Source organism: Bradyrhizobium sp. PSBB068 (assembly GCA_016839165.1).
GTDB lineage: Bacteria > Pseudomonadota > Alphaproteobacteria > Rhizobiales > Xanthobacteraceae > Bradyrhizobium.
Map to the genome: position 1 here is coordinate 6,066,798 of CP069300.1, position 19,524 is coordinate 6,086,321.

Sequence of the window (19,524 nt, forward strand, 5' to 3'; positions counted from 1 at the left end):
TGAGATTCGGTTGAGCTGTAACGGCGTCGAAAGTTCACCTCTCCCTTGGGAGAGGTCGATTTGCGCAGCAAATCGGGTGAGGGGTGACGGTCGATCGAGAGAGCAAGAGCCCTCACCCGGATTGCACTGGACGATGCTTCGCATCACCAGGCGCAATCCGACCTCTCCCCGGCGGGGAGAGGTGAACCAAGACCGCGCAAAGCCGATTCAATCAAACTCGCTTTAGTCTCAGGCTGCTTTCGGCAGGACGCTTACTTCGGCAGGACGGCGTGGAACATCGACCTCATGCCGGAGAACATGTCGTCGGTCACCGAGCTGTGCTCATTCTTCGGCGCAGCCATCGTCGCGTCGGCCCGCAGGTCGAGCGGCGCCTGGATCACCGGGACCGGAATGTCGGCCGGCGGGGTCAGCCGGTTCGAATCCTGCGCGCTGGCGGCGTAGGGCGGACGCGGCTGCGAGGATTGATCGGCATTGTCGCTGGACGGGTTCGACACCATGATCGGCGGCGGCAACGGCCGGATCGCCGACGAAGCAGTGGGGCGCTGCGCGTCAGGCAGACGGGCAAGATCGGTGCGCGGCGCATCCTGGGAGCGCGCGGCGTCCTGGGAGCGCGCCGCTTCCTGCGGGCGTTCCTTGCGCAGCCGCTCGATGGCAGCGCGCGCCAGATCGTTGGCGTCGCGGTTTTCCTCCGGCGTGGCGGCGGCCTCGACCGGTGCAGCCGTGGTAGCAGGCGCGGCCGGCTGCGGCGCGGCGGGCGTCACCTTTGCGACCGCCTTCGGCGCAGCCGGATGATGACGGGCGTCGGCGGGAATGCTGGCGGTATCAGCCGGCGCGTCAGGCTTCTGGTCGGCGGATTTCTCGGTGACGGTCGCCTTCTCGGACGCCGACCGCTCGATCAGCGTGCGCTCGGACATGCCCTTGGCCTTCACACCGGCTTCGGGAAGGCTGCTGACCACGGTGGCGGGCTTGGCGGCGGCTTTCGGATCGACGGCCGTGGTCACGGCTGCGGCGGCGGGCGCCTCCGGCTTGGACACGATGTAGTGATTGACGATGTACGCCCCGATGATGGTCGCTGCCACCGAGGGTAAGATGTCCATCACGAATTTCTTCAGGTAACTCAGCATGACCTGCCACTCCCCACCCCGTTATTTCATGCTGGAACTTTGAGGCACATTCAGGGATCAACTGCGACGGATCGGTGGCAAACCCCCGTTCCGACGTCACCTTTGGTGTCACTTTGGTTTCAGCGGAGGCGCCCCCTGCGTAGGCCGCATCCACCTCTCAATTCATCGTGCAGCCGTTAACGGGTTATGAATTTCCACAGCCGCGCCGGCTCGGACCTGCCATTCGGCGCGCGCAGGGTTAAGCACGGCGTCAGGGCTTGAGTTCAACCTCCAGGAACACGATCTCGCTGGCCGTCTCGTTCAGCACGTCGTGCTGAACCCCGGCCTTGCGGAAGTAGGACTTGCCGGCCCCAAGCTGCGCCTTCGAGCGCTCGCCATTCGGCGCCACGATGGTCATCTCCCCGGCCGTGATCGGTACGATGACGTAGTCCATCTCATGGGTGTGGTGGCCGGTGGCGCTGCCCGGCGCGAGCCGCCATTCGGTGACGCGAACCTCCGCCGTATCCACCTGCACCTCCGATTTGGCGCTGAGCATCGTCATTTTCTCCGAGTTTCTTGCTTGAGCGAATCATGCCCTACGGCACGAAAACCATGAACACGAACACCGCGAACACCACCATGTGAACGAGCCCGAACAGGATGTTGGTGCGGCCGGTTCCGAAGGTCAGCATGCTGACCATGAAGGTCAGCAGCAGGATCAGCATATGCTGGTTGCTGAGCCCGAGCACCAGCTGCTTGTCGAGCACATAGGCGGCGAGGGCCACCGCGGGAACCGTGAGCCCGATCGTCGCGATCGAGGAGCCGAGCGCGAGGTTGATGCTCTTCTGCAGGTCGTTCTTGCGCGCCGCCGCCACGGCGGCGACGCTCTCCGGCAGCAGGATCAGGGCCGCCACCACCAGGCCGGCAAAGGCCGGCGGCGCACCGATCTTGACGGTGACGACATCGACCACCAGCGAGAATTTCTTGGCCAGCAGCACCACCGCCAGCAGCGACACCAGCAGCAGGACGACGCTGATCGCGGTCTCACGGTCCGACATCACCTCGCCATGCGCCGCCGCCTCGTTGGCGCCGCTGACGAAGTAATCGCGGTGGCGGATGGTCTGGGTGTAGAGGAACACCGCATAGAGCAGCAGGGTCACGACGCTGATCACGGCGAGCTGGGCCGTGGAATAGATCGGGCCGGGCGCGGTCAGCGTGAAATTCGGCATGTCCAGCGTGATGGTCGCGAGCACGAACAGCACGCTGAGGTAAAGATTCGCGCCGGTGATCTGGAAATCCTGCTCGCGGTAGCGGATGCCGCCGATGAAGATGCAGAGCCCGACCAGGCCGTTGCAGACGATCATCACCACCGCAAACACGGTGTCGCGCGCCAGCGTCGGGGCCGGCGTATCGCCGAGCATGATGGTCGAGATCAGCGCCACCTCGATGATGGTCACGGCCAGCGTCAGGAGCAGCGTGCCGAACGGCTCGCCGATCCGCTCGGCGATCATCTCGGCGTGATGCACGGCCGCGAACACGGTGCCGAACAGGATCACCAGCAGCACGGCCGCGAACACCCAGCCGGCCGCCGACGGCGCGAAACTGTAGCCGGTGGCCGAGACCGCGGCAAACAACAGCACCGCCAGAACGGGATACAGCCAGGCCGACCGTGGCATCGGTCCGTGTGCGCTCATATCGTCAGACCTCTCAATTCGACTGCCGCGATTATGCGATAGACAAGCGCCGCCGTCAGCCTCTTGCGGCGTCGATGAACGGCCTCACCGTCCCCATCGCACCGAATTCGTCGAGATTGTCGTGCCCGCCGCCGGGCAGCCGCACGAACTGCTTGGGCTCGTGAGCGAGGCCGAACAGGCGCTCGCCGAAACGGATCGGGATCGCCGGGTCGTCGGTGCCATGCATGATCAGGAGCGGCACCGTGACCCCAGTGATTCGCTGGTCTGAATGGAATTGATCCCGCATCAGCAGGCTGACCGGCACAAACCAGAAAATCGCGCCGGCGACGTCGGCCGTCGACGTGTAGGGCGCTTCCAGGATCAGCCGGCCGACCGGATGCTCGGCGGCAAGCGCGACCGCAACGCCGGTGCCGAGCGAGAATCCCCAGGCCACGATCTCAGCGGGACGGTAGCGCGCAGTGGTGAACGCGTAGGCTGCCGCAGCGTCACGCAGCAGGCCCTGCTCGCTCGGAGATCCGCTCGAGCCGGCATAGCCGCGATAGGACAGCGCCACCAGCCCGGTGCCGTCGGCGGTGATCGCCTTGAAGCGCGCGACCCGCCCGGCAAGGAAATCGCCATTGCCAGGAAAGAAGAGCACGACGGGCCGGCCGGGCTTCGCCGCCACGTGCCAGACGATGACCTTCTCGCCGTCATCCGTGGTCAGGACATGCTCTTCGGCCTCGGGAAGGCCGGCGGCCGCGGGCGCCGTCCGTCCCACCGGCGGAATCGGAAACAGCATCTCGCGCTGCTTGACGTACAGCACCGCAAGGCCCCCGAGATAGACGACCGCGGCGACGATCAGCAGCCATTTCATGATCGTCAGCACCACGCGCAAATCCCGCCTGCCGCTCTAGATTTGGTGTGTCGGATGATGCGAGCCCCCATCGCTACTTTGCATGGGGTTGTTTTCGCGGTTTTTCGTCCCGCCCCTGATTCTTGGTGGTCGGCGAGACAGGCCTGCGCCTGGAAACGAGCAGCTTTTCGACCTCGAGCCTGACGCTGTCCGGAACGGGCCGGCACGCGCAAACATTCGCATGCGCCACATGCCACCTGATGCGCTGCTCGCGCGTCGCCCGGGGCGGCATGCGATGGTCTCGATGCCACTCCCGGTTCAGTGCCACTCGCCGCCCGCCTACATCGCCTTGACGATGTTCTCGGTGACCTTCTTGGCGTCGCCGAGCAGCATCATGGTGTTGTCGCGGTAGAACAGCGGATTGTCGATGCCGGCATAGCCTGACGCCAGCGAGCGCTTGATGAACATCACGGTGCCGGCCTTCCAGACCTGCAGCACCGGCATGCCGTAGATCGGCGAGGTCTTGTCCTCCTCCGCCGCCGGGTTGGTGACGTCGTTGGCGCCGATCACGAAGGCGATGTCGGCCTGGGCGAACTCCGAGTTGATGTCCTCGAGCTCGAACACCTCGTCATAGGGCACGTTGGCTTCGGCGAGCAGCACGTTCATGTGGCCGGGCATGCGGCCCGCCACCGGGTGGATGGCGTATTTCACCTCGACGCCTTCCTTCTTCAGGAGGTCGGCCATCTCGCGCAGCGCGTGCTGGGCCTGCGCCACCGCCATGCCGTAGCCCGGTACGATGATGACCTTGGAGGCGTTCTTCATGATGAAGGCGGCATCGTCAGCCGAGCCGAGCTTGGCGGGCTTCTGCTCGCCCGAGCCGCCGCCGGCCGCCGCGGTCTCACCGCCGAAGCCGCCGAGGATCACCGAAATGAACGAGCGGTTCATCGCGTGGCACATGATGTAGGACAGGATCGCGCCCGACGAGCCGACCAGCGCGCCGGTGATGATCAGCGCCGAATTGCCGAGCGTGAAGCCGATGCCGGCCGCGGCCCAGCCGGAATAGGAGTTCAGCATCGAGATCACGACCGGCATGTCGGCGCCGCCGATCGGGATGATCATCAAGACGCCGAGCGCCAGCGCCAGGATCGTGATCATCCAGAAGTCGAACGCGCTGCCCGAAAGCACGAGGCCGACGATGAAGAACACCAGCGCCAGCGCCAGCACGATGTTGATGACGTGGCGGAACGGCAGGATGATCGGCGCGCCGCTCATCCGCGCCGACAGCTTCAGGAACGCGATCACCGAGCCGGTGAAGGTCAGCGCGCCGATCGCGACGCCGAGCGACATCTCGACCAGGCTCTGCGGATGGATGTTGCCGGGCGTACCGATATCGAAGGCCTCGGGCGCGTAGAACGCGCCGGCGGCGACCAGCACCGCGGCCATGCCGACCAGCGAGTGGAACGCGGCGACCAGCTCGGGCATCGAGGTCATCGGCACCCGGCGTGCGATCACGGCGCCGATGCCGCCGCCGATCGCGACCGCGACAATCACCAGCAGCCAGGCCACGCCGTCGGCCGGCGGATGGCTCGCCAGCGTGGTGGCGACCGCGATCGCCATGCCGATCATGCCGAACATGTTGCCCTGGCGCGACGACGCCGGGCTCGACAGGCCGCGCAGCGACAGGATGAACAGCACCCCCGCCACGAGGTACAACAGTGCAGAGAGATTGGCGCTCATCTCAGGTCCCCCCAAATTCTTAACTCACCCCGAGGTGGTTGCCGTTACTTGGCTTTCTTCTTGTACATCGCCAGCATGCGCTGGGTGACCAGGAAGCCGCCGAAGATGTTCACGCAGGCGAAGATCAGCGCGACGAAGCCGAAGCCGCGGGCCCAGCCCGAGCCGCTCGACACCATGCCGACGCCGACCGCGAGCAGCGCACCGACCACGATCACCGAGGAGATCGCGTTGGTCACGCTCATCAGCGGCGTGTGCAGCGCGGGGGTCACCGACCACACCACGAAATAGCCGACGAACACGGCGAGGACGAAAATCGACAGCCGGAACACGAAGGGATCAACGGCCTGCGCGAGATGCTCCATGGCTTCTCTCCTTACTTCGGCTGGAAGTTGGGATGGATGACGGCGCCGTCCTTGGTCAGCGCGGTGGCCTTCACCAGTTCGTCGTCCCAATTGACCGCGAGTGCCTTGTTGGCCTTGTCGACCATCGTCTCGATGAACGAGAACAGGTTGCGCGCATAGAGGCTGGAGGCCGAAGCGGCGACGCGGCCGGCGACATTGGTGTAGCCGACGATCTTGACGCCGTCGGTCTCGACGACCTCGCCGGGCCTGGCGCCCTCGACATTGCCGCCGCGCTCGACGGCGAGATCGACCAGCACCGAGCCGGGCTTCATCGACTTCACCATCTCGCCGGAGACGAGTTTCGGCGCCGGACGGCCCGGAATCAGCGCGGTCGTGATCACGATGTCCTGCTTCTTGATGTGCTCGGCGGTCAGCGCGGCCTGCTTGGCCTGGTACTCCTTGGACATCTCCTTGGCGTAGCCGCCGGCGGTCTGCGCGTTCTTGAACTCCTCGTCCTCGACCGCGAGGAATTTCGCACCGAGGGATTCCACCTGCTCCTTGGTGGCGGGCCGCACGTCGGTCGCGGTGACGACGGCACCCAGCCGCCGCGCGGTCGCGATCGCCTGCAGGCCGGCGACGCCGACGCCCATCACGAACACCTTGGCCGCCGGAACGGTGCCGGCGGCGGTCATCATCATCGGGAAGGCGCGGCCGAACGCTTCGGCGCCCTCGATCACGGCGCGGTAGCCGGCCAGATTGGCCTGCGACGACAGCACGTCCATCACCTGGGCGCGGGTGATGCGCGGCATCAATTCCATCGCAAACGCCGACACGCCGGCATCGGCCATCGTCTTCAGCGCGGCCTCGTTGCCGTAGGGGTCCATGATCGCGATGACCAGCGCACCGCGCTTGTATTTGGAGAGTTCGGAGGCCTCGGGCCGCTTCACTTTGATGATGATGTCGGCATCCTTGAGCGCATCGGCGCTGACGGTGGCGCCCGCCGCGGTGAGCTCCGAATCAGGCAGGCCCGACTTGACACCCGCGCCCGGCTCGACCGCGACCTCGGCACCGAGCGCCTTGAACTTCTTGATGGTGTCCGGCGAAACCGCAACCCGCGGCTCGGACGGATCGATTTCCTTGGCAACGGCGATCTTCATGGGCCCTCCGGCGGCGCGAGCGGCGCACGCGTCTTAAAACTAGCGTTATTTTCGCCAGATTGGATACCCCGGTTTTTACAGCCGGGTTGAACAGGAATGCCGGCACCGCCGCGGGACGGCGATGCCGCTAGCCGACCGTAAGGATCAGACCAGGAAATAGGCCATCAGAGCGAGGAGGATGGCGACGCTGATCGTGCCCCATTTGACCAGCATGAGAAACCCTTCATAGGTCTGCTCATGTGCCACGTAGTCATTGCCGTCGGCGGTCGTATAGGCCACTTCGCTATGGTCTGCCATTGCTGTCCCCAGTCAGAAATTCGCGTTCTGCGAGCCATTACCGCAAACGGATTGGCAGGGCAACGGCGCGCTCCCTATCGGGTGATTTGGAGCGCAAATCGTCCCCGATTCACCCCTTAAGTGCCGGCCTTGCGGCCGCCGCTCGGGCAGGATCGATCTGCCGAACGCAGGTGTCATGGGATGGTCATGCCGCGAGGCGCAAAAAGCGCCGAACGAATCTGATCCGGACGGGCCGGAAGGCTGATGGGCCTCAGCCCATCGCCTCCAGCTCGTCGATCATGCCGGCGATCACGGACAGGCCGCCGTCCCAGAATTTCGGGTCCTTGGCGTCGAGGCCGAACGGCCGCAGCAGTTCGGAGTAATGCTTGGTGCCGCCGGCGGCGAGCATGTCGAGATAGCGCTCGGCGAAACCCTCGGACGCATGCTCGTAGACCGCATAGAGCGAGTTCACCAGGCAGTCGCCGAACGCGTAGGCGTAGACGTAGAACGGCGAGTGGATGAAATGCGGGATGTACATCCAGAACGTCTCGTAGCCCGGCTTGATCTCGATCGCAGGCCCGAGGCTCTCGCCCTGCACGCTGAGCCAGAGCTGGCCGATCCGCTCGGCGGTGAGCTCACCGTTCTTGCGCTCGGTGTGAACCGCGCGCTCGAATGAATAGAACGCGATCTGCCGCACCACGGTGTTGATCATGTCCTCGACCTTGCCCGCGAGCAGCGCCTGGCGCTGCTTGGCGTTCCTGGTCTGGGAGAGCAGCCGCTTGAAGGTCAGCATCTCGCCGAACACGCTCGCGGTTTCCGCCAGCGTCAACGGCGTCGGCGCCATCAGCGCGCCGTTCTTCGCCGCCAGCACCTGATGCACGCCATGACCGAGCTCATGCGCCAGCGTCATCACGTCACGCGGCTTGCCCTGGTAATTCATCAGCACGTAAGGATGCGCCGACGGCGTGGTCGGATGCGAGAACGCGCCCGGCGCCTTGCCGGGACGGACCGGCGCATCGATCCAGCGATCGTCGAAGAAGCGCTCCGCGATCTCGGCCATCCTCGGCGAGAAACCGTTATAGGCCGACAGCACCATGTTGCGCGCCTCGGGCCAGGCGATGGTGCCGGTCGCCGCGAACGGCAGCGGCGCGTTGCGGTCCCAATGCGGGAGCTTCTTCTTCTTGAACCAGCCGGCCTTCAACGCGTAGTAGCGATGCGACAGCTTCGGATAGGCCGCGCGCACCGAGGCGACCAGCGCATCGACCACTTCGCGCTCGACGCGGTTGTTGAGATGGCGGGAGTCGGCGACGTCCTGGAAGCCGCGCCAGCGGTCGGAGATTTCCTTGTCCTTGGCGAGCGTGTTGGTGATCAGCGCGAAAGTGCGCTCATTGTCCTTGAAGGTCTTGGCGAGCGCCTGTGCCGCCGCCTTGCGCTTGTCGCCGGCCTTGTCCTGCAACAGGTTCAGCGTCGGCTCGATGGCAAGCTCCTTGCCCGAGACCTTGAAGCGCAGGCCGGAGATGGTCTGGTCGAACAGCCGGTTCCAGGCGGCATAGCCGCTTTGCGCCTTTTCGTGGAACAGCTGCTCGACGCGATCCTCGAGCTGGTACGGCTTGTCCTTGCGCAGATCCTCGATCCACGGCCGGTAATGGCCGAGCGCCGGTTCGGCCATCGCGCGCTCGATCACGTCATCGTCGACGCGATTGAGCTCGAGCGAGAAGAACAAGAGATGCACCGACGCCGCCGTCAACCGTTCGGAGACATCGCCATAGAATTTCGAGATCGCCGGGTCGACGCTGTCGCCGGCATGGACCAGGCCGGCATAGGAGCCGAGACGACCGGCCAGGTCGTCGATCGCCTCGTAACGCCTGACCGCCTCGGCGAGCCACTTTCCGCCGCCTTCGCGAGCGGTATTTTCAGCAAGCTTACCCTTGTAGTCGGTCTCAAACGCGACGCAATCTGCATCCATTTTCTGCAGGTCGCGCCCGACTTCCGGCGCGTCGATACCGGAGTAGAGATCCGCCAGATTCCATTCCGGAAGCTTGCCGGTCTTGCCGGCGGCCGTTTTTGCCGCCGGTCCGCCTGCGGAGGGTTTGCGTTGGGCGCCGGTCTTGCGCATGGCGGCTTCCTTGCGGAGAGCGGCCTTGCTGGGAGCAGACTTGTTCGGGGCAGTTTTGGAGCGCGAGGTCATCTTGTTCGAAACCTTAGTTCAATCGGAAAGATGTCGGCGGCGGCGGAATAAGGGCGGGTTTGCAACGTTTAAGAGTGCGTTAATCGGCATCGGCGACATTGCCCCGATTCGAGACAAATAATCGTAGCGTGCGGGGAAAACCATGGCTGCCACCATTTTGATCGCCGATGACGACGCAGTACAGCGTCGTTTGGTTGAAAACATGGTGCAGAAGTGCGGCTATGAGCCCCTCGTCGTCGACAGTGGCGATGCGGCGATTGCGGCCCTGACCGCATCCGAGACGCAGGCGATCGATGCCGTCGTGCTCGACCTCGTGATGCCGGGCCTCGACGGCCTCGGAGTCCTCGCAAAGATTCGTGAAGCTGGTTTGAACGTCCCGGTCATCGTGCAGACCGCGCATGGCGGCATCGACAATGTGGTGTCGGCGATGCGCGCCGGTGCCCAGGACTTCGTCGTCAAGCCGGTCGGCTTCGAGCGGTTGCAGGTCTCCCTGCGCAACGCCCTCAACGCGTCGGCGCTGAAAGGCGAATTGCAGCGCATCCGCCACAGCCGCGAGGGCCGGCTGACCTTCTCCGACATCATCACCCGCAGCGAGGCGATGGCCGGGGTGCTGCGCACGGCGCAGAAAGCCGCATCCTCGACGATTCCCGTGCTGATCGAGGGCGAATCCGGCGTCGGCAAGGAACTGTTCGCGCGCGCCATCCACGGCAGCAGCGAGCGCAAGGCCAAGCCGTTCGTCGCGGTGAACTGCGGCGCGATTCCGGACAATCTCGTCGAATCGATCCTGTTCGGCCATGAGAAGGGCGCCTTCACCGGCGCCACCGAACGCCACCAGGGCAAGTTCGTCGAGGCTCATGGCGGCACCCTGTTCCTCGACGAGGTCGGCGAATTGCCGCTGGCGACGCAGGTCAAGCTGCTGCGCGCGCTGCAGGAAGGTACCGTCGAGGCGGTGGGCGGACGCAAGCCGGTCAAGGTCGACGTCCGCATCATCTCGGCGACCAACCGCAAGCTGCTCGACCTCGTGAAGGCCGGCGAGTTCCGCGAGGACCTGTTCTACCGCCTGCACGTGCTGCCGCTGACCATTCCGGCGCTGCGGCAGCGGCGCGAGGACATCCCGCATCTGCTGCGGCATTTCCTGGCGCGGTTCTGCGCCGAGGAGAACCGCAACATCACCGGCATCAGCGGTGATGCGATGGCGCATCTGGCGCAGCTCGATTGGCCCGGCAACATCCGTCAGCTCGAGAACACGGTGTATCGCGCCGTTGTCATGAGCGACGGCGACCAGCTCGGGCTCGCCGACTTCCCGCAAAGCTCGGCGCATCCGGCGCCGGAAGGAAAGTCCTTTCAGGGCGAGCCGCTGGTGGTGTCGCCCTCCACCGCGCCCGCCATGATTCCCGGTAATGAAATACCGACGTCGACTGCCCTCCCCACTGCCGGCGGCCTCTCGATGCTCACTGCTGCGGGCGAGGTGCGCCCGCTAGAAGATCTCGAGAACGAGATCATCCGCTTTGCGATTTCGCATTATCGCGGCCAGATGTCGGAGGTCGCGCGCCGCCTCAAGATCGGCCGCTCGACCCTCTACCGCAAGCTCGACGAAGCCGCGGCCGGCGCGCGCAGCAACGACGCCGGCTAAGCCCCGAGGCCGATGAGGCGATACCAGGGAACCTTTTGAACCGTGTCCCTCCGGTGACAGACAAAGGCTGTGCCGCGTGGCAAAAACGCACAGCCCGAGCGAAATCAGCCGCTTCGAGGTCAGTTTGTCGTGAGTTGCCCCGCATGGCGCTGGCTGCACAAGAGGGGCAAATGTATCGTCTGCGTTTGTTGCGTGCAGGCATACGAGTCGATCAAGAGGCCGGCGCTTTCGCGCAAGCTATGAAACCAATACTGATTTGAACTGTTCCAGAATCTGGGAGCAGTTCCACCCAGGGGGTGCGAAAATGCGTGACTGTTCGAACAACCGTCGAGGATTTGACCGCGTCTTGATGGCCGTCGCGGCAACCTTCCTCACGGTGTCCGCGACCACGGCTTTCGCACAAGACACGCCCCGCTCGAGCGCCTCGGAACTTGCGATCGACGCCGCGATCCCGCGCCCCGAACCGGCCAACGTCCCGCCGCCCACCGCGAGCGATTTCAAGGCCGACACCACCGCCGCGCTGCCCGACGCGGCCAAGCCGGCCGACGCGAAGCCCACCGATGTGCAGGCCACCGAAGCCAAACCGGTTGACGCAAAGCCGGCGGAGCCGAGCGCGACCGCAAAGGCCGTGGAGCCCGCTGACGCGCCGAAGGCCGATGCACCGAAGACCGACACCGCTGTTGCGCCGCCTGCAGCGGCACCCGCGCCTGCCACCGCAACGGCGCCCGCCGCAGCTCCGGCTCCCGCGACGGCCGCGGCCCCTGCGATTGAACCGGCGAAGGCCGCGAGCAATGTTGCCGTCGAGGATCAACCGGTCGCCGGCAAGGTGCGCGAACTGCTCGCCAGCAAGACTCTGCGCACCTTCGATCGCAAGAACGAGCGCGCGGCCGCAGAGAAATTCTATTCGGCCCGCGACTATGCGCCTGTCTTCACTAAGGCCGGCCAGCTGACCGACGCCGGCAAGGGCGTCATCGCCCGCCTGAAAGACGCGGCTGCCGACGGCCTCGATGCAGCAGATTATCCGGTGCCGGATTTCGCCGCAGCGTCGACCCCCGATGCGCTGGCCGACGCCGAGCTGAAGCTCGCGGCCAGCATGCTGGACTATGCGCGCCAGGCCCAGAGCGGCCGCATGCATTGGTCGCAGGTGTCGGCTGACATCCTCTATCCGGAGCACCCGATCGATCCGGCGGAAGTGTTCGCCAATGTGACCTCGGCCAAGGACGCCTCGGCCGCACTCGACAGCTACAACCCGCCGCAGAAGCTCTACAAGGAGCTGAAGAAGAAGCTCGCCGAGCTGCGCGGCCAGGGCGACGGCCCGGTCATCACGATCGCGGACGGTCCGGCGTTGAGATATGTGCCGGCGCGCAAGAAGCAGGCCGCGGTCGAGATGGACGATCCGCGCGTGCCGGACCTGCGGGGCAAGCTCGGCATCACCGAGAATGCCGACAGCACGAAGTATGACGCGCAGGTCGCGAAAGCGGTCGAGAAGTTCCAGAGCAGCGTTGATCTCAAGGCGACCGGCGTGCTCGACGAGCGCACGGTGAAGGCGCTGAACAATCCGAAGCGCGACCGTCAGATCGACACCGTGCTCGTCAACATGGAACGCTGGCGCTGGCTGCCGCGCCAGCTCGGCGCCGCCAATGTCGGCAATGCCTATGTGATCCTCAACATCCCGGACTATACGCTGAAGGTGATGCAGAACGGCGCGCAGGTCTGGACCACGCGCGTGGTGACCGGCAAGCCCGGCCAGCATGCCACGCCGCTGCTGACCGAGACGATGAAGTACATCACGGTCAACCCGACCTGGAATGTGCCGCCGTCGATCATCTACAACGAATATCTGCCGGCCCTGCAGCAGGACCCGACGGTGCTGCAGCGCATGGGCCTGAAGCTCGAGCGCAACCGCGACGGCTCGATCCATGTCTCGCAGCCGCCCGGTGAAGCCAATGCGCTCGGCCGCATCCGCTTCAACTTCCCGAACAAGTTCCTGGTCTATCAGCACGACACGCCGGACAAGTACCTGTTCGCGAAGGACGAGCGCGCCTTCAGCCATGGCTGCATGCGCGTGCAGAACCCGGATCAGTACGCATCCGTGCTGCTCAACATCACCGAGCCGAACCAGCACTACACGCCGGAGCGGATCCGCAGCATGTACGGCTCGAGCGAAGTCGATCTGAAATTCCCGACGCCGATCCCGGTCAACATCACCTACCAGACCGCCTTCGTGGACGATGCCGGCAAGCTGCAAATCCGCCGGGACATCTACGGCCGCGACGCCACCATGCTGTCGCTGCTCAAGAACAGCCGCGGCAAGGATCTTGAAACGGTGGTGGCGCACGCCCAGCCGAGCTACGCGCGGCCGCCGAGCAGCAGCCTGCCCGCAGGCGTCAACGTCGCCGGCGACAACAGCGGGTTCGGCTCCTCCGGACCGAACTTCTTCGAGCGCCTGTTCGGCGGCTTCGGACAGCCGGAGCCGCAGCCGGCCCGCCGCGGTCAGGCCCAGCAGCAGCGCCGGGTGATCACCCGCTGATCCGAGCACCGGCGCGATTCGGATAAATATTGCTGCAAAATCAACGATCTCGTTCAAAAAACGAGATCGTTTACGTTAACCATTTCCGGTGTCGGCCGGGGAACTGGGCTATCTTTTGCCACACTCGCCCAGTTAGTTAAGCCTAACTTGGGGGCGGGTCGGTAAACCTCGGTTAACCCTCCCGCTTTAAGAAAGCGTTCACCGTCTTCCGCAGGGGGTCTGCGAGGATGCCGAGCGAACGCTCGTCGACTGGGTGGGCTCATAGTGCTGGCTGTCTTCGCACGCCGCTTCAAACCGCTGTTGCTGCCTAAGGCCGGGTACCAAGCTGGCCTGACCGCGCTGTTGCTTTTGGCCGGCGCGGGATCGGTGCACGACGCGACGGCGCTGAACCAGACCCGCACGCTCTCGTTCCACCACACCCATTCCGGCGAAGACCTCACCGTCACCTTCAAGCGCGACGGCCGCTACGACGAAGCCGCGCTGAAGCAGCTCAATCACTTCCTGCGCGACTGGCGCTCCCAGGATGAGACGGTGATGGACCGTCATCTGTTCGACATCCTCTGGGAAGTCTACGGCGACGTCGGCGGCAAGCAGCCGATCCAGATCATCTCGGCCTATCGCGCCCCTGCCACCAACGCCATGCTGCGCCGCCGCTCCTCGGGCGTCGCGCGGCACAGCCAGCACATGCTGGGGCACGCGATGGACTTCTTCATTCCGGGCGTGCCGCTGGAGCAGATCCGCTACGCCGGCCTGCGCCTGCAGCGCGGCGGCGTCGGCTTCTACCCGACCTCCGGCTCGCCGTTCGTGCATCTCGACACCGGCGGCATCCGCCACTGGCCGCGAATGACCCGCGAGCAGCTGGTCAAGGTGTTCCCCGACGGCCGCACCGTCCATGTCCCGACCGACGGCACGCCGCTGAAGGGCTACGAGCTCGCCAAGGCTGACATCGAACGCCGTGGCAATGGCGACGATGCCGCCATCATCAGCAAGCCGACCCTGTTCGCAAAGCTGTTCGGGGGCGGCAAGTCGGGTGACGATGAGGACGAAGGCGGGGCCAGCGTGAACGACAAGCCCGCCGCCAACACGGTGGTTGCGGCCGCGGCTCCCGCCAAGCCTGCGGATACCAAATCCGCCGATCCGATTCCGCTGCCGCGCGCCAAGCCGCAATTCGCCGCCGCGATCCAGCTCGCCGCCGCCGACGCGCAGCTCGTTCCGACGCCAAAGGCCAAGCCGGCGATGCAGGTGGTGCAGACCGCCGAGAACACCGCGCCGCAATCGCCCGCCGACATCATCAATGCCCGCGGCTTCTGGGGCGACGAAACGGCCGCGCCGAAGCAGGCGTCGGCCGCACAGATCGCCGCGCTGAAGGCCCGTGAGGCGGTCGGCGGCGCCGATCCGCAGACCACGGCCAGCGCGACCGAGAACTTCAACAAGGCGCTCGCCTATGCGCCCGCCACGTCGTCGCCGGTCGATCGCGCCAACATCGTCGCAGCGACCGCACCGATCCCACGCAACGTGCGTCCGGCACGCAATGCTGCGGCGCCTAGCACCGAAATCAACACCGTCGTCGCGAAGGGCGCGCCCGGCCAGGGCGTCATCACAACGTCGGCGCGGATCTCGGCCGCCAAGGGTAACGATGTCTGGATGCGCGTGGTGATGCTGGCGCCGAGCGCGAGCAATGCCATGCTGACCACGGTGCTTGGCGACACCGACATGAGCACGATGCGGGCTCACTTCGTGAAGCCGCAGGCCACCGTCGCCATGACTTTCTCGGAAGATCCGATGATGGGTATGACCTGCGATCACTTCTCGGGCTCCGCGACCACCCCCCTGACCACCCAGTCCTTCGTGCTGCGCACCGCCTCGCTGCGCTAAAGCGCGATAAGATTTGGTTGAATCATCATCGCGCTTTTGACCTTTGTTTGAGCATGATCTTTTCGGAAAACCGCTTCGCACTTTTCCGGATCATGCTTTAGCTCATCCCGAAAGCCGTTTGATCAAGCCGGTAATCCTGCCTTACGCAGGCCGGCCTCGTAGCGCGCCCGGTCGGGCTCGCGCTTCATCACCTCGGCCGCATGGGCTGTCGCCGCCACCGAGTTGCCCATCTGCGCCAGGGTTGCGGCGAGGAACGCGTGATGGGTGTGGTCGGGCCGCGTGATGCGCCGTCGACGATCACATCGCCGAGATTGATGCCGATGCGAAACTGCATCCACCGCGCCGGCGCGACGTCGGTATTGCGTTTGGCCATCCGGCGCTGCACCTCGACCGCGCACAGCACCGCATCGACGACGCTGTGAAATTCGACCAGCATGCCGTCGCCGGTGGTCTTGATGATGCGGCCGCGATTCTTGGCGATGGCCGGATCGATCAGCTCGATTCGATGGGTCTTCAGGCGCGCAAGGGTGCCCGTCTCGTCAGCCTCCATGAAGCGGCTAAAGCCGACCATGTCGGCGGCGAGGACCGCAGCGAGCCGGCGCTCTGGTCCTGGCACGTCCATCTGAACGATCTGCCCGGTTGCCTTACCGCCAGTCTAGCAAATCAGGGGATGTCGCCCAAGCCGCCATAGCGGCTCCGCAGATGCCATCGGGAGTACCTTGGACGAGCGGCCTGACGGCGTCAGGCCCGCCCGCCTGCCGCCTCAGGCCCCGCGCGCCCGTGTGAGGGTTTCCGAGGGCATCTCGCCATATGCGCGGCTATAACATCTGGCGAAGTCGCTCAGATGCCAGAAGCCGTTGGCACGCGCGGCCGCGGTCACGGTCAGGAGCGGACTTCCTTTGACGAGGAGCTTGCGGACCGACCACATCCGCTTCGACCGAAGGTGCTGATGCAGGCTGACGCCGCAAATGTGCTGCACGGCAGTCTGGAGCGTCCGAACGGAAACGCCGAGCGTCTGTGCGAGACCGGTGCTGTAGAGGTCGGCTTCCCCGACAGCCGCCACCAGTTCATCCAGGCGCTCGACGAGCTTCCGATGCCGGTCGAACGAACCGGGAAGCACCCGCTTGACGCTATCCTGGACCAAGGCGTTGTCGAGCCCGGCGATGAGCGTTTCCTGCAGTTGCCCGCTCAACAACTCGAATTCCCTGAGATCCCTGCAGCCGGAAGCCAGGCAAAACATGTCCAGGATCGCCGATCGCAGCGCCAGCATCTTCGCCGGCGCCAGCCTGAACAGCTCGATTCCCCCATCGAACTCGGCCCATCCGCGATTGCTCATGTCGGAACCGAATCGCAGCATGAGATAGGTGTTCGCATGCCGTTCGACGACGTCGACGGGCACCCGACCACGGATGACCCCGATCGTGGAATCGCCAACCGCGTTGCCGTTCATCGTTGCATGGAAGGCGAGAGGAATGACGAGCCCAACCCCGCGATTTGCTCCGAGATCTCCCTCCATCCGCCGGGCGAACGATCGCTGCAGCACGAGAAGGCAGTCAGGAAGCGCAAGGATACTCCGCGAAGCCGAGATAGGCGACGAATCCAGCGGCGTGCTTCTCATTCCGCCGATGACATCATTGGGACGAAACTCATCGAAGCTGTTGAAGCGTTCGACACGCAGCACCGGCGAAGGATCGATCCAACGGACAGGCATCGTGGGCTCCTACGAAATCGGGTGGTCGAGCAACGCCTCGCTCGAGCGTACAATTCCCTTCATCAGTTCGACCGCCGACCGGAAGCTGTCCTCGCCGACCTGTCCGGCCAGTTTCGCCTGCACATCCCTCCAGCGCGGCAGCGCGCGGGACAAGGTTTTCCGGCCCTTGGCTGAGATCGAGATGTCGCGCACGCGGCGGTCTGCTCCCGGCACGATCCTGACCAGACCGCGGCGCTCGAGGATCGTGACGTTGCGAGCGAGCGCGCTCGGATCCATCGACATCCTCCCCGCAAGAGCCCCCATGGTCACGGTCGCCTGCCGCGCACAGGCTACGAGCAGCATGAATTGCGTCGGCTCCAGCCCGACCGGCGCGAAGGCCTCGGCATAGAGCCGGGTGATCACACGGCTCGCCTTCCGGACATTGAATGCGGCGCAACAACTGCCGACAGCGGCGAGTTCCTCAGGCGTCGGCGAGATGTCGTGCGTCATCAAGAATCCTTTTATAGGCATATACCTTGAATTTATATGCATATGCCGTTTTTAAATGGTTAAGCACAAGATTCCATGATCTTGCCGGATTCCGATAATCTGATTGATTGGCCGATTAAGACAGCTCGCTCAATATCCCCCTGCAACGAGGTCAGCACCGAATGCGTGCCAGGGGAGAAACCCAAATGCCGGACATCGTGAGACTTGATCGACGCAAGCGGCAGCTGCCCGAACGACCACTGACGCACTGCGCAAAGCCTGTCGACGCATCCGAGCTCTGGAGTGCCCGGCGACAGAAGGCGCGGGAAGCGCTTCAGGAAGCAATTTTTGCCCTTCAGATAAGCCACGCGCGAACGTCGATCATGATCGAGAAGATCGAGGACGAAGAGAGCCGGGAAAAGCTGCAATCCCAATCTGCGCGGGTAAGCACCTTGATCGACCTCGCCTGGTGTAGACTCGGCGATATCTGATGCGGTGCCGCCACGAGCGGCAGCGGAGGCGACCGGCGATCACCGAGCGGCCCCACCGCCGGATAGATCGACGATGCGATAGCGGCCATCGGTTCGATCAACGGAGCACGAACATCAGGACGGCCGCCACCCCCATCACGACGGTTGCGATCCAGCCGAGCAGCACCGTTACCCAACCTGAGACATACGGTCCCATCACCGAACGCTTCGATGCCAACAGGATGATGACGGCCATCAGCGGCACGGCGACAACACCGTTAATCACGGCGCTCCAGAACAACGCTTTCATCGGGCTGACCGGCGAATACTGAATGAGCAATCCGGCGATGACGCTGAACGCGATCACGCCGTAGAAGGCCCGCGCGTCCCGCACCTCCTTCTCGAGGCCTTCATTCCACCCCATCGCTTCCGCGAGCGCGTATGCCGAAGATCCTGCAAGGACCGGCACGCCGATCAGGCCGACGCCGACGATGCCCATTGCGAACAGGATGAAGGCGAAATCTCCGGCCAGCGGCCGCAACGCGCTCGCCGCCTGCGCCGCGGTCTCGATGTTCGTGATTCCCGCCACATGCAGCGTCACGGCGGTCGCCAGAATGATGAAGTAAGCGGTGATGTCGGAATAGAACATGCCGCTCCAGGTGTCCCACTGGATGCGCCGTAACTCTTTCGATGCAGCAGAAGAATCGGACACGAGCCCCGCCTTGCCTTGCGCCAGCATATCTTCCACTTCCTCGGAAGCCTGCCAGAAGAACAGGTACGGACTGATGGTCGTCCCGAAGACGCCGACGACGACAGCCGCGCTGTCCGCCGTGAATGGCAACCTCGGCCATACGGTATCTCGGAGCACCTGTCCCCAGGGCACGTGAACGGTGAGCAGAACGCCCGCATAGGCAAGGAGCGAAAGGGTTAGCCATTTCAGGAAGAAGACGTAGCGATGATACGGAACGAAGACCTGAAGCAGGAGTGTCGTGACGACAAAGGCCACGGCCATCGCATGCGCATTGAGCCCGCTCACGAGCTCGCCGACCTCGCCCATGGCCGCGACGTCGGCCCCGATATTGATGGTGTTTGCGATCAATAGAAGGAGAACGACGCCCTTGAGAACGACCGGCGGGAACTCGGCCTTGATGTTTGCGGCCAGGCCCCGGCCCGTGACCCTGCCGATCCGCCCGCACATGGATTGAATCGCCGCCATGAGCGGAAACGCCAGCGGCATCGTCCACAGCATGCCCGTGCCGAATTGCGCTCCCGCCTGGGAGTAGGTGGCGATACCGCTGGGATCGTCGTCAGCGACGCCGGTGATCAGCCCCGGACCCAGCCGCGCCAGCGGATGGGCCTTGAGGCGCGCGCGGCCAGACTGGAGGACGTCGGACAGGTTTGCGATAGTGCCACGCCGCGCGGGCAACTTCGGCCTGCTTGCGTCGATGATCCCTAGCCTGTCGGCACGTCGTCGTACACGCTGCATGCCTGCTCCCAGCTTTCGCTGCT

At 64.7% G+C, this 19,524-nt stretch carries 16 protein-coding genes and 1 pseudogene; 4 read left to right on the plus strand and 13 right to left on the minus strand.

Going from position 1 to position 19,524, the window contains the following annotated elements:
* Positions 1 to 251 precede the first annotated feature (251 nt).
* The 9 genes from JQ507_28290 to JQ507_28330 all read right to left on the minus strand — a co-directional run bounded on the left by JQ507_28290 (position 252) and on the right by JQ507_28330 (position 9,328).
* Positions 252 to 1,124: a hypothetical protein gene (locus tag JQ507_28290; protein QRI68762.1), complete on the minus strand. Its 873-nt coding sequence runs from the start codon at positions 1,122 to 1,124 to the stop codon at positions 252 to 254.
* 250 nt (positions 1,125 to 1,374) lie between these two features.
* Positions 1,375 to 1,659 (minus strand): cupin domain-containing protein, encoded by a 285-nt coding sequence (locus JQ507_28295; GenBank protein ID QRI73555.1) that lies wholly within the window; start codon positions 1,657 to 1,659, stop codon positions 1,375 to 1,377.
* Positions 1,660 to 1,699: 40 nt separating this feature from the next.
* Positions 1,700 to 2,797, minus strand: coding sequence for an ionic transporter y4hA (locus tag JQ507_28300; GenBank protein QRI68763.1), 1,098 nt, complete (start codon positions 2,795 to 2,797; stop codon positions 1,700 to 1,702).
* Positions 2,798 to 2,852: 55 nt separating this feature from the next.
* The gene (locus JQ507_28305; protein QRI73556.1) at positions 2,853 to 3,659 is read right to left on the minus strand and encodes an alpha/beta hydrolase; all 807 of its coding nucleotides are present in this window, start codon (positions 3,657 to 3,659) and stop codon (positions 2,853 to 2,855) included.
* 309 nt (positions 3,660 to 3,968) lie between these two features.
* The gene (locus tag JQ507_28310; GenBank protein ID QRI68764.1) at positions 3,969 to 5,366 is read right to left on the minus strand and encodes an NAD(P)(+) transhydrogenase (Re/Si-specific) subunit beta; all 1,398 of its coding nucleotides are present in this window, start codon (positions 5,364 to 5,366) and stop codon (positions 3,969 to 3,971) included.
* A gap of 44 nt (positions 5,367 to 5,410) precedes the next feature.
* Positions 5,411 to 5,728 (minus strand): NAD(P) transhydrogenase subunit alpha, encoded by a 318-nt coding sequence (locus tag JQ507_28315; GenBank protein QRI68765.1) that lies wholly within the window; start codon positions 5,726 to 5,728, stop codon positions 5,411 to 5,413.
* Between the two features lie 11 nt (positions 5,729 to 5,739).
* Complete coding sequence (locus tag JQ507_28320; GenBank protein ID QRI68766.1) at positions 5,740 to 6,864, minus strand: Re/Si-specific NAD(P)(+) transhydrogenase subunit alpha; 1,125 nt, start codon at positions 6,862 to 6,864, stop codon at positions 5,740 to 5,742.
* A 144-nt stretch (positions 6,865 to 7,008) separates the two neighbouring features.
* On the minus strand, positions 7,009 to 7,161 hold the full coding sequence (locus JQ507_28325; GenBank protein ID QRI68767.1) for an aa3-type cytochrome c oxidase subunit IV: 153 nt from the start codon (positions 7,159 to 7,161) through the stop codon (positions 7,009 to 7,011).
* Positions 7,162 to 7,411: 250 nt separating this feature from the next.
* Positions 7,412 to 9,328 (minus strand): M3 family oligoendopeptidase, encoded by a 1,917-nt coding sequence (locus JQ507_28330; GenBank protein ID QRI68768.1) that lies wholly within the window; start codon positions 9,326 to 9,328, stop codon positions 7,412 to 7,414.
* 142 nt (positions 9,329 to 9,470) lie between these two features.
* On the opposite strand from JQ507_28330, the gene JQ507_28335 reads away from it, so the two are divergent.
* The 3 genes from JQ507_28335 (at position 9,471) to JQ507_28345 (ending at position 15,366) form a co-directional block, all read left to right on the plus strand.
* Positions 9,471 to 10,961 carry a sigma-54-dependent Fis family transcriptional regulator gene (locus JQ507_28335; GenBank protein ID QRI68769.1) on the plus strand — a complete coding sequence of 497 codons (1,491 nt, stop codon included), beginning with the start codon at positions 9,471 to 9,473 and terminating at the stop codon, positions 10,959 to 10,961.
* Between the two features lie 304 nt (positions 10,962 to 11,265).
* Positions 11,266 to 13,491, plus strand: a complete 2,226-nt coding sequence (locus JQ507_28340; protein QRI68770.1) for a L,D-transpeptidase family protein — start codon at positions 11,266 to 11,268, stop codon at positions 13,489 to 13,491.
* 264 nt (positions 13,492 to 13,755) lie between these two features.
* Positions 13,756 to 15,366 (plus strand): DUF882 domain-containing protein, encoded by a 1,611-nt coding sequence (locus JQ507_28345; protein QRI68771.1) that lies wholly within the window; start codon positions 13,756 to 13,758, stop codon positions 15,364 to 15,366.
* 289 nt (positions 15,367 to 15,655) lie between these two features.
* Here the strand turns inward: JQ507_28345 and JQ507_28350 are convergent.
* The 3 genes and pseudogenes from JQ507_28350 to JQ507_28360 form a co-directional block, all read right to left on the minus strand.
* Positions 15,656 to 15,988, minus strand: a pseudogene (locus JQ507_28350) (adenylate/guanylate cyclase domain-containing protein).
* 141 nt (positions 15,989 to 16,129) lie between these two features.
* Positions 16,130 to 17,077, minus strand: a complete 948-nt coding sequence (locus JQ507_28355) for an AraC family transcriptional regulator (protein ID QRI68772.1) — start codon at positions 17,075 to 17,077, stop codon at positions 16,130 to 16,132.
* Positions 17,078 to 17,086: 9 nt separating this feature from the next.
* Entirely contained in the window at positions 17,087 to 17,566 is a 480-nt protein-coding gene (locus tag JQ507_28360; GenBank protein QRI68773.1) for a winged helix-turn-helix transcriptional regulator, read from the minus strand.
* 185 nt (positions 17,567 to 17,751) lie between these two features.
* On the opposite strand from JQ507_28360, the gene JQ507_28365 reads away from it, so the two are divergent.
* Positions 17,752 to 18,036 (plus strand): hypothetical protein, encoded by a 285-nt coding sequence (locus tag JQ507_28365; protein QRI68774.1) that lies wholly within the window; start codon positions 17,752 to 17,754, stop codon positions 18,034 to 18,036.
* Positions 18,037 to 18,133: 97 nt separating this feature from the next.
* Here the strand turns inward: JQ507_28365 and JQ507_28370 are convergent, their stop codons facing one another.
* On the minus strand, positions 18,134 to 19,501 hold the full coding sequence (locus JQ507_28370; GenBank protein ID QRI68775.1) for a divalent metal cation transporter: 1,368 nt from the start codon (positions 19,499 to 19,501) through the stop codon (positions 18,134 to 18,136).
* Between the last annotated feature and the right edge of the window lie 23 nt (positions 19,502 to 19,524).